This is a genomic window from Photobacterium andalusiense (assembly GCF_900185625.1).
GTDB lineage: Bacteria > Pseudomonadota > Gammaproteobacteria > Enterobacterales > Vibrionaceae > Photobacterium > Photobacterium aquimaris.
The window spans coordinates 190,796-207,843 of sequence record NZ_FYAJ01000003.1; the positions used below are offsets into that span (position 1 = coordinate 190,796).

The window sequence follows — 17,048 nt, forward strand, 5'->3', positions numbered from 1 at the left end:
TCCTTATTGGTTATTTATTGGCAGAATGCAATCTTGAGTAAAACGGTACAGGTAATGTGGGCCACCTGCTTTTGGCCCCGTACCTGATTGCCCCTGACCACCAAACGGTTGTACGCCGACAGCAGCACCAACTTGATCTCTATTTATATAACAGTTGCCTACATGTACACGTTGCTCTATATCGAGATAAGTGCGCTCATTGCGGCTATGGATCGCCAGCGTTAATCCAAATCCCGTGTGGTTTATTTGATCAATAATCTGATATAGCGCATCAGCCTTAAACCGAATCACATGCAAAATAGGGCCAAAATGTTCTTGTTCTAATAACGAAATATCACTGATTTCGATCGCCGTTGGTGGCACAAAATCACCGAACTGACACTCAGCACTTAGCGGCGTTTGTGCTATCAATTTTGCTTGATTTTTTAGGGTTTCGATATGTGTCATTAATTTGTTACGTGCGGTCCTATCAATAACTGGCCCAACATCGGTGCGATGAAGTTCAGGACGTCCAACCTTGATCTCAGCCATTGCCCCTTTAATTAAATCAATGACTCGATCAGCAATATCAGCTTGAACAAAAAGTACCCGCAACGCAGAGCAACGTTGACCTGCCGAAGCAAAAGCCGATCGCACCACATCACGCACCACTTGCTCTGGCAACGCAGTACTATCAACAATCATGGCATTTTGGCCTCCAGTTTCTGCAATAAAGGGGACTGGTGGACACGCCCTTGCCGCTAGTGTTCGATTAATAGCTTGTGCGGTTGGTGTTGAGCCGGTAAATACCACTCCAGCAATACGCTCATCAGACAATAATTGCTGGCCAATATTCACGCCACGCCCTGGCAAAAGCTGAATCACACCAGCAGGGATCCCGGTTTCTAGCAGCAGCTCAATCGCACGATAAGCAATTAATGATGTTTGTTCTGCAGGTTTAGCAACAACAGTATTCCCCGCCGCTAATGCTGCACTAATTTGACCAATAAAAATGGCTAACGGAAAATTCCATGGACTGATACACACAAACACACCACGACCTTGATAGCGTAATTGCTGCTCAATACCATGGTAATTGGTGATCTGTTGCGAAGATTCAAATCGCAGTGTCGCTTGCTGAGCATAATAACGACAGAAATCTACTGCTTCTCGTATTTCATCAATCGAATCCTGAATGGTTTTACCTGCTTCGCGGTGGCATAACGCCACTAATTCATGTTGATGCTGTTGTAACTGTTCAGCGAGTAAACATAAATAATGACAACGGACAGATGCTGCGCTTGCTGACCAATCATCAAAGGCATTTTCCGCGCGTGATATTGCCTCATCGACCTGCACTTCAGTCGCAAACGTTACTTCACCGACAACTTCACGTCGATCATAAGGCGCGGTCACAGTGATAATTTCTGCACTAACATCGGTGGTGGTCATGGGTAACGATGCAGCTTGCCATTGATGATCAGCAAAAGCGGCGACGGCAGTACTAAAAGGTTGCCATTGAGCGTCAATATCGATATTAATTGCAGCCGAGTTTAGACGCTCATCACCAAAAATATCCGCAGGTAAAGGGATCAAATTATTATGTAATGTTTGACACTTTTCTAAGCGATCAACGGGGTGTTCTATCAGTTCAGCAATTGGGCAATCAGCATCTACCAAACGATGTACAAAGGAACTATTCGCGCCATTTTCTAATAATCGTCGCACCAAATAAGGCAACAGATCTTTATGACTTCCTACTGGCGCATAAATACGAATTTGTGGATGATGAATCGCCATTACATGGTTATACAGTGCGTCCCCCATGCCATGTAAGCGCTGAAACTCGTAATGATTATGCGGTGCCATTGCTACTATCGCACTCACAGTATGGGCATTATGAGTCGCAAACTGTGGGTAAATAACCCCATTTAAAGCTGGTGATAACAGCATTCGAGCACAGGCTAAATATGATGTATCGGTCGCCTCTTTGCGAGTAAATACTGGATAAGCGCTGTATCCCCCTTGTTGACTTAGTTTAAGTTCACTGTCCCAATAAGCACCTTTAACCAACCGTAATGGAATCACATCACCTTGCAGTTTAGCTAGCCCGGCCACCCAAGCTAATACCGGTAAAGCACGTTTTGAATAGGCTTGAACTACTATCCCAAATCGCCCCCAACCTCGTAATTGTGGTGCTTGATATAATTGTTTAAATAATTTTAATGACAGCTCTAATCTATCGGCTTCTTCGGCATCAATGGTGATACCAACATTATATTCACGAGCACAGACTAACAACGACAATACTGAGTCATACATTTCATTTAAGACACGCGCTTCGCTCGCAACATCATAACGAGGATGTAACGCTGATAGTTTTATCGATATGGTTGGATTAGGAGAGCCTGCATTTGCTCCTTTGTGAGCAGCATAGTTATCACGGCCAACAGCAACTATAGCGGTAAGGTAATCTTGGTAATATTTACTGGCATCAATGGTTGTTAACGCCGCTTCACCCAGCATATCAAACGAGTAACTAAAACCTTGATCACGTTTTAATTTACCATTTTTCATCGCTTCATCAATGTCACGTCCCAACACAAATTGATGGCCCATGATTTTCATAGCTTGATGCATTGCTTGGCGGATCACCGGTTCAGACATTTTATTCACTAACCGATTAATCACATCAGACGAAGAGTCATTATCTGACCGACCTAAGCCAACCACTTTGCCAGTCAGCATTAGTCCCCAAGTAGAGGCGTTGACAAATAACGAATCAGAATTTTTAAGGTGGGATTTCCAATCAGCAACCGTTAATTTATCACGAATCAACGCATCCGCTGTTGCAGCATCAGGAATACGCATCAGTGCTTCAGCCAAGCACATCAGTAAAATACCCTCTTTGGTATCTAAACTATATTCCAATAACAGTGCGTCTATCATTTGCACTGCATGTTTATCTGCTCGTACACGTGCAATTAGTTCTGCAGCTTGTTGCTCAATATCGTGACGCTCTTGAACAGAAGGTGCAGCTAATGGCAATAACTGCGCCAGCCACCATGATTCATCGATATCATAATGGGGAGAAATCAACGACCATAACCGATCGAGTGGTTGATCAATAAAAGAAGGCTGAAGAACATCAGCTGCATTGAACATAGCAAATACCTCAATATAATCGGCACCATTAACACATTATCCACACAGGAAATGTTACAGTGTTGTTGTTTTATGCCGATATTATGCTGAGAAACGATAATCGTCTTGCTATTTTCTCTGAATATTTTTAGTCAAACTCTGCTGATTAACAAAATCAGATGCAAACACAGCCTTAGTTATAACGTTTACTACGTAACTTCATCAACAATAGTCAACAATTTGCTAAAGCTGACGTTGATAACGTGCAGGAGAAATACCACACAAGCGTCTAAATGCCTGTGAGAAACTGCTTTGTCCAGCAAAACCACAAATTTGAGCAATATCAGCCAAGGTTAATTTACTCTCTTGTAATAATTGCTTAGCAAGCTGAAGTCGTTTTTGTAATATATACCGTTGCGGCGTAAAAGCTGTTTGTGCTTTAAACAACGCATAAAACTGACTTTCAGATAGAAAAACGATAGCAGCTAATTGTGACACTGAAATTTTATGGTTGATATTGCGCTGAATAAAATTATCAATTATATCAATATCAATACGTTGGGATGAGTTTACACCGTGAGCGATTTTAAAATGACGTTGTAATATACACAATAAAGTCATAGTACATGCTTGCTGTAACAACTGATCATCAGGATTGACTTTGATCTCAAAAGCCAATAATTGAATCAGTTGTTGAGACTGGTTATCTAAATTGAAATACCCAGAATGAGAAAACAATTGCGTAATACGCTGTTCCATCTCGTTATTGTGGCTAAACCCTGGCGGTAAATTAATCACTAACAATTCATTATCACCCACACCAACAAAAGTATGATCACAATTTGCCATTACTAAACAACCAAGTCCTGGGTAGATTAAACTTGTTACTCCATCAATATTAAACTCTGATTGCCCCGATAAACTAATCACAATTTGATGGTGACTATGACGGTGGTAACTCACCGTTTGAGCTAGACTGATTACGACTGATGGTTGTAACTTCTGCAGCATCATTGCTTCCTTACATATAGCGGTTTATAACGACGTTTCATTGCCTCTAAAATAATCACCAGCGTACATTTCAACTAAATAGTTACCCACTTTTTTTGTGGATAAAACAAAAAAACAACCAAATATCAATATATTAATAATTTCAACAATAATAATAATATATTGCTATTTAAAAACAGGCTCCTATCGCTACCAATAAAAAAGCCGCACTATATCAGTGCGGCTAGGATGTTGCGCTTGAATGTACTTACATGGCACATCAAGTTTGTTACGCTTCGTCACTCATTACGTTGAGCTTGGCGTGTCCGATAACTATGTATGGACCGATATTTTGACGAAGAAGCAAGAGTTTTACGGTATTGCTATCCAAATTGTTAACAACTAAGTGTGTTACCTTAGAAGCTTTTACGCATTTAACTTACTGTTACGCGTTGCAACTTGATTGTTATTAATAACGGGTTGAATAGGTCTACTAATAACAACCGGAACCTGAATCCCTGAGTTAGATGGAAAACAGCTTCTTTCCTCCGTAAGCTCGATAATATATCTCAGTTCAGGTTAATTAAACTATGGTAGATAAATCACAAATAGGCAAATTTTAAGCTGTGATCTATGTCAAAAATATATAACAATAATAGTTTAAATATTAATCCTATTATTTTTCAACGTGCTAATAAAAATAAATCATTTAAAATATATAACTTGGAATTATATTCATAATAGTGCCTATTGAAATAGCACATTTTAAAATTAACATCGTCATATTAAACCAAATAAGATTATTATTTCCTAATAAATAACCTATTAATAGAAAATAACAACTCTAAAAAAGACTATTATATAATAAATAGTCTTTAGGTTATTATGCTATTATTTTTCAGCTTTATAAAAACAATGCAACACCAACCACCAAAAATGAAATCTCTGTTTTATGATAAAAAATCTCAAAACGTGATCTAACAATGAGATTTAAAATTCCATAAAAAAACTAGGAAAAAGTCTTAATCCATTTTTCTGTTATATCGGTATTGTCTCGGCTGCCGCGATTTGTCTCATTAGATACAAATCTGATTTAAGCCCTAACGAGATTCTGCCGATGGAATTATCAATACTTCAACGCGTCCGCAAACCTACGCTTGATTTGTCGCCAAAAGAACGTCGAAAACTATGGTTCTCTCCTTTTTTAAAGTCCTATTTAGTTGTTTTCGTTAGTTATATGGCCATGTACTTGGTGCGTAAAAACTTTAATATTGCCCAGAATGATATGATTTCTGACTATGGCATGAGTTTAACCCAGCTTGGTACTATTGGTTTAGGTTTTTCAATCACTTATGGTGTTGGTAAAACCATTTTAAACTATTGGTCTGGCGGCAAAAATGCCAAAAACATTCTGCCATTAGGGCTATTACTATCAGGTTTTTGTATTCTTGGTATGGGCTTAGTCATGGGACCAAGTTCTGGCCAATTCATTATGATGACTGTCCTTTATGCTGCCTCAGGTTTCTTTCAATCTGGCGGTGGTTCTAACTCAGTTGTTACTATTACCAACTGGACACCACGTAACCGTCGCGGCCTTGGGGTTGGCTTCTGGAACATCTCCCATAATGCAGGTGGTGCATTAGCAGCAGCTGTCGCAATGTTTGGTGCTGATTACTTCTTTGGCGGTGACGTACAAGGTATGTTCATCTTCCCTGCTGTCATTGCGATTATTATTGCAATTATTGGCTTCTTTATGGGTAACGATAGCCCTGAAGCCTATGGCCTTGGTACTGTTGAAGACATTTTTGAAGAACCAGTATCAGAAGAAGATAATGCCGTTAAAGAAAACAAACTAACGAAGATGGAAATTTTCAAGAAGTATGTTTTGTTTAACAAGGTTATCTGGTTACTTTGTTTTGCTAACGTTTTCCTTTACATCGTGCGTAGTGGTATCGATCAATGGTCGACAGTATATGCACACCAAATATTAGGTTTTTCTAAAGACGTAGCAAACTCAGGTTTTACTATGTTTGAAATAGGCGCATTAGTCGGTACTTGTTTATGGGGCTTATTATCAGACTTATTTAATGGTCGCCGTGGTGCTGTATCTTGTATTGCATTGATTGGTATCGTCTTTACCTTAGGTTACTACCAACATGCAGATTCTATTTTTGCCTATAAAGCATCGTTATTTGCATTAGGCTTCTTAGTCTTTGCACCTCAACTTCTCATTGGCGTTGCTGCGATTGGTTTTGTTCCTAAGCAAGGTCTAGCTGCTGCAGATGGTGTTAAAGGTACTTTTGCTTACTTAATCGGTGACTCATTTGCAAAAATTGGTCTTGGTTATATTGCTGAAGGCAACCCTTTCTTTGGTCTTGATGGCTGGACGGGTACATTTGCAGCAATCAAAGCTGCAGCAATTGCTTGTTGTGTGTTAATGGCAATCGTGGCTCTTTTTGAAGAAATTAAAATTAAAAAGTTAGCACGACAGTCACTCGCAAATTAACAATCTCCATTTTATAAAACCCCTTATAATTAAAATGATTATAAGGGGTTTTTTATTATCTACCATCCGTTAAGATAGAGCTTTTATTCTAATTAATAATATACTTAATTAGCAAATAGAATAAAAAACGCTTTAATTTAAATATCTATTAATAGTTATTATTAATATTTGACTACATAATGGTACAAAAAGTCAGTTAAATGTCAGCATTTCAATACAGTCATTCCTAAAGAAATAATTTAGCGTATTATCGCCACTTAATAAGATCCATATATCACCATAAGATTGGCACAATATAAGTGCTGACTGGAATAATCATGACTAACACCAAAATATACAGCGATGACCGTCGTCAATGCGCTAAATTTCTTTACCGTGGTTCATTTGGCCCTAAAAAAGGTCAAATTGATCGTCTTCAAAAAAATGGCTTTGATGCTTGGTTTGATGAACAATTTTCTGTCCCTCCTACTCACCACTTACCGAAGTTAAGAGCCATTCTTGGTAGTTCCAATTTTAAAAATGCCCAAGATGATATGCGCCAAGGCATATGGTGGCAGTGTGTTATTACTGGTGAAGACCAATTACGTCAACGTATGGCTTATGCATTAAGTCAATTATTTGTGGTCTCTTCACATGGTGTCGGTTCATTAAATGAAGGCTTAGCCAATTATTATGATCTATTAGTTGATCATGCTTTTGGTAATTTCAGAACCTTATTTAGAGAAATTACTATTAGTGCCATGATGGGACAATACCTAACATTATCAGGCAGTAAAAAACATAATCCACAAACAAACACCTTTCCAGATGAGAATTATCCTCGCGAATGCATGCAGTTATTCACCATCGGATTATGGCAACTTGATAAGTATGGTGAGCCCGTACTAGATCAACATGGCAATAAAATACCAACTTATAATCAAGATGATGTTGAGGACATGTCACGTTTACTTTGTGGCTGGAATATCAAGTATGAAAATTGGCGTCATGATTGGATCAATCCGATGCAACCTGATAACAGTCAGCATGATATGGGTGAGAAAAATGTGATGGGAACCCATTTCCCTGCAGGTCAAAATGCTAACCAAGATCTTGATGGCGTAGTTGACATGTTGTTTAACCATAACAATACCCCTGTTTTTATAGCAATTCATCTGATTAAACGTTTCGTAACCAGTAACCCAGGTCGTAATCATATACGCCGTGTTGCTGAAGTGTTTGAAGATAATGGCGATGGTGTTCGTGGTGATTTACAAGCCACCATTAAAGCAGTGTTAACTGATCCCGATGTTTTAGCAGGTATTGGTCACGGTGCTGGACAAGGGATTAATGGCGAACACCAACATTTTGGTTTATTAAAAGAACCTGTCATTGTTGTTGCTAATCAGTTACGTGCATTAGATATGCAGGCTGTAGGTGATCATTGGTGGGATACGCAATGGGCTGAAGTTACGTATGGTCAAGCAGCACTCTGCGCAGAAACCGTATTTAATTTCTATAAACCTAACGATGCCCCTCAAGGTGAAATTGCTAATTTAGGCCTTGCAGCGCCTGAATTTACCATTATTACTACCGATATCATGCGTAGAACCCACAATAGAATGTGGTACAACATTTTAAAATATAAGGAAACAGATGATAACGATTGGCATTGGGATCATACTGATTTTAATCATCATAAAATGGGATCAACTGAATATGTCGCGCTCATTAATGAACGTTTCTTTGGTGGTTTGATGTCACAAAGTTTACAAGATTATATGTATAAAGCGTTATCACGCCATACATCACCAAGTCAGCTTAATCTTCGTTTTATTAACGCAATTTATATCGCAACAACTGCACCTGAATTTTTCTGTGAAGGATAATTAAACATGAAATTATCACGTCGACGTTTTTTAAAAACCAGCGCAGTTGTTAGTGCGACAACACTATCTGCATCTACTTTTGCCTCATCATTTACACCAACTGACGATATGCAATCCTCAGACAACGCTAATAAAGCCTTAGTGTGTGTATTTCTGTTTGGTGGTAACGATGCCTACAATATGATCGTTCCAACACCTGGTTGTGATGCCTACCAAGATTATAAAGCCGCTAGACCAATAATGGGCTTACCGGAATCGCAACTAAGTCCATTAAATTTAACCACCTCTAATGGTGTACCACTTAGTCTCAATAACAATATGTCGTCATTATTACCGTTATTTGAGTCTGGTGATGCAACGGCAATTATTAACTCAGGTCAATTGGTTCAGCCAACCACTCGTGATGATATCAGTAATGCTAAGGTGACATTGCCACAATTTTTAATGGCACATAACCAGCAACAAGACCTATGGCAATTAGGCACTGAAAATCTAGGTCATGCCTATGGCTGGGCAGGAAGAATGATGGATATGCTTGGTGCTAACGGCAGTTTATCACCATTGATTTCAGTAAACCAAGGCCAAAAATTACTTCGTTATCAGAAAGCTCAGCAAACAGTAGTAAACCGCGATGGCTCTGGCATCTATGCTGGTTGGAAAAACGAAGAGCGTCTTGATGGTTATTTTGCACACTTTACTCAACGTAAATATAGCAATATTTATATGCGTAATTACGCCAGTGCAATGTCACATAATGTCTCTGAAAATGAAGCCATAAAAAAAATTCTTGCTAACCACCCGAGTCATTATACCTACTCTAAATCCGATCTAGCAGAGCAGCTAGAAATGGTCAGTCGTTTGATTAAAGCACGCGATGATATGCACCAGCAACGTCAAGTGTTTTTTGTTGGCCTTGAGGGCTTTGATACCCATAAGAATCAGAAAAAACTCCATCCACAGTTACTTCAACAAGTCAGTGATGCATTAAGTGATTTTAATGCTGATATGGTAGATAGTGGTCTTAATGATCAAGTAACCTGCGTAACTATGTCTGATTTTGGACGTCGCTTACAAGCCAATGCTAGTGGAACCGATCATGGCTGGGCTGGTCATCAAATTGTTACTGGAGGCGCAGTTCGAGGTAATAATATTTATGGTGAATGGCCGCAATTAACAGCAAATAGCCAACATAATTATAATAATGGTCGTATTATTCCAACCATCGCAGCAGATCAGGTTAATGCCTCACTGTGTCGTTGGTTAGGCCTATCAGAACCACAAATATTGTCTATATTTCCTAACTTAAATAATTTTTATTCACCGTATATTGAATTTATTTAATTACGATAAATGAAGAACTGATTACATTCGTTATTTTGACATCTTATGATGGAAGAATAATGAAAATAACAAAATTATTATTAATTAAATATAATCAGCCATAATATTTATGGCTGATTCTTTTAATAAAAAACAATTAAGCATTAGATGATTCAATACTCATCTGAAGTACATCTTCACCAGCGACAGCAAAATGTAGCTCAATACTACCTTTTGATGTTATGTTTTTTATTAGCTTTATCTCATGTTGACTATATTGTTTTAAAACAAGATCATGAATTTCAGCAATCAATTTATCTTTATCCACTACTGTTGTTGTTTTTTTGCTTTCAAACCACATAAAACATTTCACATACTGATTATAAACACAGTAATAATAAACCAGAATAATGGTTTTCAGAAGCAAATAACTGTTAGTAAATATTAACTGCGTCACAAATATAGCCACGAAAAACAACAATTGAGTCAACTTTACGTCATTTAAATCAAATAATCATATTTTCGCTTAATAACACTGACTTGAGGTAACTGTGCTCTTCCTTCGAGATAATTAACATCACAATAACTATTCTTTCTCTGTTATCCAATATTATATATGTCAAATAAACGCTGTATTGATATGGGTAGTTCTGCTATTAACTTTTTAAGAACAATAAAACCCTTCCAATATAAAACCATATTTAATATATAATAAACCATTATTAATACGTGGTAATAATTACTTCCATACATTTAAAATTTAATACCAAATAAAACCTACTGATTTTAAATATTATTTAACTATTACAATAAAACGCGACACAAATGTAATTGATATCTATTCCCGTTTAAAATAAAATATATTAATAATCACACTAATATACTTATCGTCTTCTCTCTATTAGTACTCTTTTAATGACAACATTATGTTCGGAGAATAATAATGGCAAATAGTATTGCCTTATTGGGTAACCCTAACAGCGGAAAAACCACATTATTTAATACCTTAACTGGAGCTAAACAGCGAACAGGTAATTGGGCCGGCGTAACAGTTGATAAAAAAGAAGGGCTATATCAATACCATAACCAAACAATAACGGTTGTTGATCTACCTGGTATTTATTCTATGAGCTCATTTGACGAGCAAGGATCTGTCGATGAGCAAATTGGCTGCGACTATATTTTAAGTGGGGAAGCGGATCTTGTGGTCAATATTGTTGATGCTGCCAATATTGAACGTAATTTGTACTTAACATTGCAACTACTTGAAATGAATGTGCCTTGTCTAGTTGTACTTAATATGCTCGACATTGCTCGTCAAAAAAATATCGTGATTGATGCTGAAAAATTATCACACCAATTAGGTTGCCCTGTTGTATGCCTAATTGCTAACAAAAATAAAGGCATCGAGTCATTAAAAGCGGCGATCGAAAAACAACTCGTCACACCACAACAATCTTCATTTCAAACCCATTTTCCAACCCAATTGCGTCAGGTGATCAATCAATTAAGTGCTGATATTCCTGATACATTAATTGCAGACAGCAAGAAAAAATGGCTTGCATTAAGATTACTAGAGTCCGATATTTCAGCACAACACCATGTAGTAAATACCAATATTCCAGATCGTGTTAGTCATTATCAAAATGATCTTTACCAAACATATAATGAACATGCAGATTTACTCATTGCCGATGCTCGCTATCAAACCGTAGCTGAACTCATTGCTCAATCAACATCCCATCACCAAGCCACTCAACATAAATTAACTCAATGGATTGATGCGATAGTACTTAATCGCTATCTCGGATTACCAATTTTCTTATTGGTAATGTATTTAATGTTTTGGTTTGCAATTAATATTGGTGGCGGACTACAACCCATTTTTGACGAAGGCTCTGCTGCAATATTTATTCATGGCACCGCCTGGTTATGTCAATATCTTGGCCTGCCAATGTGGTTAGGCGCTATTTTATCTCAAGGTCTTGGTGGCGGTATAAACACCGTTATGCCTTTTATTCCGCAAATAGGGCTAATGTTCTTATATCTGTCAGTATTAGAAGACAGTGGTTATATGGCACGTGCGGCGTTTGTTATTGACCGTTTAATGCAAGCGATAGGATTACCGGGTAAATCGTTTGTACCCTTAATTGTTGGATTTGGCTGTAATATTCCATCAATTATGGCCTCGCGTACACTTGAAACCCCAAGAGATCGCATCCTAACCTCAATGATGGCACCTTTTATGTCTTGTGGAGCACGATTAGCAATCTTTGGCGTTTTTTCTGCTGCTTTTTTTCAGGGAATGGGCAGCTTGATTGTATTCTCACTCTATCTACTCGGTATTTTAGTCGCAGTATTGACCGGCTTTGTATTAAAGAAAACATTATTAACCGGTGAAGCATCTCCTTTTATTATGGAGCTACCGACTTATCATGTGCCAAGTCTTAAAACAACGCTGATCCACAGTTGGAGCCGTCTTCGAGGCTTTTTAGTTAAAGCATGTCGACTCATTATTCCCATTTGTATGATCGTTATGGCTCTTAATAGCGTCACGTTTTCTGGGCGAGTTATTGAGCCGGGCCAACAACAAGATTCGGCATTATCTGATATTGGTCGCTGGGTAACACCAGTATTATCGCCATTGGGCGTCAACCAACAAAATTGGCCTGCAAGTGTTGGTTTGCTTACCGGATTTTTAGCAAAAGAGGTTGTTGTTGGTACACTCAATACTCTCTATAGTGCTGAATTAGCAAATCAGAATGTTACTAATAATTCACAGCCATTCAACCTGCTAAGTGAATTAAAAACGGCATGGCAAGATACGGTTGATGGGGTTGAAAATAGTTTCTCATTAACAACCTTTAAAAATCCAATTAAAGCCAGTGAAGCCGATGGCAGCATGAACACCACAGCGATGGGGCAAATGCATAATCAATTTGGCTCGATGGTAGGTGCTTATGCTTATTTAATCTTTGTTTTATTGTATGTTCCGTGTGTATCAACTATCGGCGTTATTGCAAAAGAAATAGGCCGCAATTGGGCGTGGTTCTCAACGTTTTGGGGGATCGCTGTTGCCTATGCATTGGCTATTAGTTTTTATCAAATCGCCACATTTGCAGCACACCCAATCACCACTGTCGGTTGGTTAATATTCGCATCCTTACTATTGATAAGCTTTATTCTTGGAATCCGTTATTTGAGCCAACGAGTGGATTGGCAACTATCAATGCCAACAACACCAGCTCAACATAAAAGTGGAGGTTGTCACTAAATGGTCAGCTTAATTACCGTTAGAAATGCAATTCGCACAGCTAAAGTGATTTCTTTAGCTCAGCTTAGCCACACATTTAACAGTGAGCCACAATGGTTATTAGTCTTACTCGATGATCTAATAAAAAGAGGGAGCATTGAGCGCTGTGAAGCCACAAAAAACTGTAATCAAACATGCCATGGCTGTCAGGCTAGCTCACAAGATATTATTTTCCGTTGGTGTAATGAACGGATTGACATTACTAATATCTAACACTGATTTTAAACCCTAACGTTATTACGATGAATATAAAAAAGACCACTATTTCAAATTAATAGTGGTCTTTTTTTATAATTAATTATTGTTTTAACTTGTGATTAAATACCACTATGTTGCTTTTTATAATGCTTATGAGCTTGAGCAAAATTGCCATCATCATAATGCTCTAACAAAAATAGTGATAATTCTTCATTTGAGATGTTCATCATCATATCCAATTCATCCGTTTTATTGACTGATTGATGATGCCCATATCCCGTATTTAAAACAGTAACTTGAGTATACATAAGCAATCCTTGCAAATTTGTATAGTCTTCATCATGTCTTACTTTATCTATTTCTTATAACGCTAACTATCAAAAACGATACTTAGATCAACATTGCATTAACAATTAAGTTACCTAAAACACACTAATATGTTAAGTAAATGTAACGCTGTAATTTATCAAATTTAGAAACACTATTTAAGCGCCAGAAAAATTGTATAACTTGTCAGTATCAATCGTTAACCGAGTAAACAATTCATTAGTTAAATCTTCTGTCAAAGCTAAAGCTAATGCTAACGTCTCATGTTCAAAAGCATTAATTAGTGCCACAGCTTGTTCGGGCTGAGTCACATGTAATGTCATGTATTGCGCTTCCATCAACGTCTGTTTATGAGCCGTTTGTTGCTCAAAATCGTGATAAGCCTGTTGCACAATTGGCGAGAACTGATTCCAGTCCATCATTGCTAAGGTTTGTAGTTTACGAAATTTCCAATATGCCGAATGGTTATCAGCCTTATTATCACCAAGCGTTAGTGCTTCTGGCACTGAGGTCATTCCTTGATAAAACGGCAGATACACGCTCAAAGCTGTCATACCATAAGCGATATATTGAACTTCACCAATGGCAATAGGTAGCTGTGGGCGTACCTGCAATACATGCGAATGTTCAGTACGAAAAACAGCAATAGGGCGATAAGGATCATTAGGATTACAATGAGCATAAGGATCATGAGCTGTAGCTTGATAGTGATTACGTAAGCCTTGCATCACATCATGGACACTAAGTTTATGTTTAGGGGTCAAGTAAACCGGAAATGATTCACCTTGATCAATTTTGGGCGTAAGTCCATCAGTATAAAGATGTTGTAATGTCCACACACGAGGATAGTTATAGGTTTTATCATGCTCAACATCTTGTGAATAAGCTCGATGAAAATTAAAGCTCTCACTATCCTCAGCTGAAGGTAATTGGTGCTTTTGAGCAAACTCAACTAACCCCTTTGAAGCCATAAAATCTGGATGATCAGCAACATAATCCACTAATCGACCTTGATTAGCAGATACAAAATACTTATCAGCTGGAATCTTTGCTGCCATCCAATGATGACCACTCCCTGTTTCTAGGTACCAAATCCCCTCTTTATCAACAAACGCAACCCCAAAACCTTCAGCAGTGCCCTGTGTTTCAATAATCTTCCCTAGCAAAGCTACGCCTTCTTGAGCACTATGCACTCGAGGTAAGATAACATTAACAATCGCATCTTCACCAATACCTGTTGTTGTTACATATGGATCAATAGCCAACACTTGAGCATTATTAAAGATTGTTTCTGTAGCTGTTATACCAACGCCTGCAGAATTAAATCCAGCCGCACCAAAACTAGTACCATCGGTATCAAAATCAGAATTAGAGGTATATTGAAGCGCATTTATTGCCGCAGGATAACTAAAATCGTTTCCCATCGCCCCAATCGAATGAAAATCATTTAATTGTGCCGCTTCTGCTGAATGAAAGTTAAACCGTTTAGCATTGATCGCTTGGTGATCTTCATTACGAGCAATGATAAACGATCCATCAACAGTTACTTGATTACCGACAAGAATCGTCGTACAAGCGCTTGCTGCTATTTCAGATTGCTCACCATTAGTATCAGAATAATATCCTTTCATCATAAACCACCTTTTAAATAACAGTATCTTTAAAGGTATACGGTGAAAACCAAATCCAGTTTGTGATACATATCACACCATTACACGACCAATCAAACAACACTCACAATCTATATTGATCAAGTATCGCAAAAACAGACATACCACCATTAAATTAAAAATAAAAAACGGCTTTGAACATATGTCCAAAGCCGTCAATTATTCGACGATATTCTAACTCACAATTTTACCCTAGCGTTCTAGCTAAGGTAACAATGACGACTACGCCTCAGCGTTTAGCAAAGCCATTGATTGTTGAGCGATAACAAATTCTTCATTGGTTGGAATAACCATCGCTAGTGGTGTGTCTGCTTGGCTGATAACACCTTCAGCACCAAAACGAGCAGCTTCATTACCTGCAACATCTTCACGATAACCAAAGATTTTCAGTAGACGCATAATTTCACTACGTACTGGTAATGAATTTTCACCAATACCACCAGTAAAGATGATACCGTCCAATTCATCTAATGCGACCATATAAGAAGCAATATATTTAGCAGCACGGTAGCTAAAGACTTCAAAAGCCAGTTTAGCATCGTGATTACCAGCTTCCATCGCTTCAATGATGCCACGACAATCACTGGTTAAACCTGAAATACCTAAGAAACCAGAGTTACTAACAAGTTCTTTATGTAAACGCTCAGGCGTCCAACCTTTCTTTAATAAATATTCAAGAATACTTGGATCAATATCACCACAGCGAGTGCCCATCATTAGACCAGCAAGTGGGGTGAAACCCATTGAAGTATCAATACTCTCACCATTTTTAACCACACAAACAGATGCGCCATTACCAAGGTGAACTGAAATAAAGCTTGATGCTTCAACAGGTTTATTAATTCTTTTTGCTGCTTCACGGGTAACATAATAGTGGCTAGTGCCGTGTGCGCCGTAACGACGAATATTATATTGCTGGCTAACTTCTTTAGAAATAGCATAAGTATATGCTTTTTCAGGCATTGTTTGATGGAAGGCAGTATCAAACACAGCAAATTGTTGTAACGTTGGGAAAGCTTTAGCAGCAGCACGCATACCTAACACATGAGCAGGATTATGTAGCGGAGCTAAATCACTCAACGCTTCAATATCAGCCATAACTTGCTCAGTAACGCGCACAGTTGAATTAAACTTAGTGCCACCATGTACTACACGATGTCCAATGGTCACGATACTGTCTTTCATACCGAGCTCATCAACCAATGTAACAATACGATCAATCGCTTGTTGATGATGACCTTCAAGGCCTGTAAGTTTAAATTCTTGTTTTTCACCGTTAACTTTCCAGCTAACGACAGCTTCAGGGAGATTAAAACACTCACCAAGACCACTTAACGTAGCTTCACCGGTTACAGTATCAATCAATGCAAATTTAAGTGAAGAACTACCAGAATTGATTACGAGAACTAAAGAATTGCTCATGGTTATCTCATCAGAATTTTTAAGGGCGAATTTCGGATTTATAACAACATCCAGTTTCGGATTTACTCAGTTCAATGCGTGATATTCATTCAACTCAGTAAGTACGTGCCAATCATATTACTCAATTTTTTTTTAAAGTCTCAACTTTTGTTTCAAAAACCACTTAAAAATTTAAAATTTACTGGTTTAGATCAATTTTAAGACTAAAAATCGATTTAATTCGCATAAATCCGCACCATTTGATCAAATTAAGTTGAGTCTAAGGTATGAAATTTTTCTAGATTTTAAGCTTTCACAAACAATATCGAATG

Annotated in this window: 12 protein-coding genes; 6 read left to right on the forward strand and 6 right to left on the reverse strand. The window is 37.9% G+C overall.

Annotation, left to right across the window (positions count from 1 at the left end):
* Positions 1 to 3: 3 nt before the first annotated feature.
* Both putA and PAND9192_RS10040 read right to left on the reverse strand, forming a co-directional pair.
* Positions 4 to 3,144 carry a bifunctional proline dehydrogenase/L-glutamate gamma-semialdehyde dehydrogenase PutA gene (putA, locus tag PAND9192_RS10035; RefSeq protein ID WP_087853690.1) on the reverse strand — a complete coding sequence of 1,047 codons (3,141 nt, stop codon included), beginning with the start codon at positions 3,142 to 3,144 and terminating at the stop codon, positions 4 to 6.
* 222 nt (positions 3,145 to 3,366) lie between these two features.
* Positions 3,367 to 4,137: an AraC family transcriptional regulator gene (locus PAND9192_RS10040; protein WP_234999063.1), complete on the reverse strand. Its 771-nt coding sequence runs from the start codon at positions 4,135 to 4,137 to the stop codon at positions 3,367 to 3,369.
* Between the two features lie 238 nt (positions 4,138 to 4,375).
* Here PAND9192_RS10040 and PAND9192_RS20690 point away from each other — a divergent pair, with 238 nt between their 5' ends.
* The 4 genes from PAND9192_RS20690 to PAND9192_RS10055 all read left to right on the forward strand — a co-directional run bounded on the left by PAND9192_RS20690 (position 4,376) and on the right by PAND9192_RS10055 (position 9,828).
* Positions 4,376 to 4,519, forward strand: a complete 144-nt coding sequence (locus tag PAND9192_RS20690; protein WP_156673535.1) for a hypothetical protein — start codon at positions 4,376 to 4,378, stop codon at positions 4,517 to 4,519.
* A gap of 711 nt (positions 4,520 to 5,230) precedes the next feature.
* Positions 5,231 to 6,619 carry a hexose-6-phosphate:phosphate antiporter UhpT gene (uhpT, locus tag PAND9192_RS10045; protein ID WP_087853692.1) on the forward strand — a complete coding sequence of 463 codons (1,389 nt, stop codon included), beginning with the start codon at positions 5,231 to 5,233 and terminating at the stop codon, positions 6,617 to 6,619.
* A 317-nt stretch (positions 6,620 to 6,936) separates the two neighbouring features.
* Entirely contained in the window at positions 6,937 to 8,487 is a 1,551-nt protein-coding gene (locus PAND9192_RS10050; RefSeq protein WP_087853693.1) for a DUF1800 domain-containing protein, read from the forward strand.
* Between the two features lie 6 nt (positions 8,488 to 8,493).
* The gene (locus tag PAND9192_RS10055) at positions 8,494 to 9,828 is read left to right on the forward strand and encodes a DUF1501 domain-containing protein (RefSeq protein WP_087853694.1); all 1,335 of its coding nucleotides are present in this window, start codon (positions 8,494 to 8,496) and stop codon (positions 9,826 to 9,828) included.
* Positions 9,829 to 9,964: 136 nt separating this feature from the next.
* Here PAND9192_RS10055 and PAND9192_RS10060 read toward each other — a convergent pair whose 3' ends face one another.
* On the reverse strand, positions 9,965 to 10,168 hold the full coding sequence (locus PAND9192_RS10060; protein WP_087853695.1) for a hypothetical protein: 204 nt from the start codon (positions 10,166 to 10,168) through the stop codon (positions 9,965 to 9,967).
* Positions 10,169 to 10,750: 582 nt separating this feature from the next.
* Between PAND9192_RS10060 and feoB the strand changes: the two genes are divergently transcribed.
* Entirely contained in the window at positions 10,751 to 13,081 is a 2,331-nt protein-coding gene (gene feoB / locus PAND9192_RS10065; RefSeq protein WP_087853696.1) for a Fe(2+) transporter permease subunit FeoB, read from the forward strand.
* Positions 13,082 to 13,333: a FeoC-like transcriptional regulator gene (locus tag PAND9192_RS10070; protein ID WP_087853697.1), complete on the forward strand. Its 252-nt coding sequence runs from the start codon at positions 13,082 to 13,084 to the stop codon at positions 13,331 to 13,333.
* Between the two features lie 104 nt (positions 13,334 to 13,437).
* On the opposite strand, the gene PAND9192_RS10075 is transcribed toward PAND9192_RS10070, so the two are convergent.
* The 3 genes from PAND9192_RS10075 to PAND9192_RS10085 all read right to left on the reverse strand — a co-directional run bounded on the left by PAND9192_RS10075 (position 13,438) and on the right by PAND9192_RS10085 (position 16,737).
* Entirely contained in the window at positions 13,438 to 13,626 is a 189-nt protein-coding gene (locus tag PAND9192_RS10075; RefSeq protein WP_087853698.1) for a hypothetical protein, read from the reverse strand.
* 177 nt (positions 13,627 to 13,803) lie between these two features.
* Positions 13,804 to 15,279 carry a C69 family dipeptidase gene (locus PAND9192_RS10080; RefSeq protein WP_087853699.1) on the reverse strand — a complete coding sequence of 492 codons (1,476 nt, stop codon included), beginning with the start codon at positions 15,277 to 15,279 and terminating at the stop codon, positions 13,804 to 13,806.
* Between the two features lie 258 nt (positions 15,280 to 15,537).
* On the reverse strand, positions 15,538 to 16,737 hold the full coding sequence (locus PAND9192_RS10085; protein ID WP_087820640.1) for an acetate/propionate family kinase: 1,200 nt from the start codon (positions 16,735 to 16,737) through the stop codon (positions 15,538 to 15,540).
* Between the last annotated feature and the right edge of the window lie 311 nt (positions 16,738 to 17,048).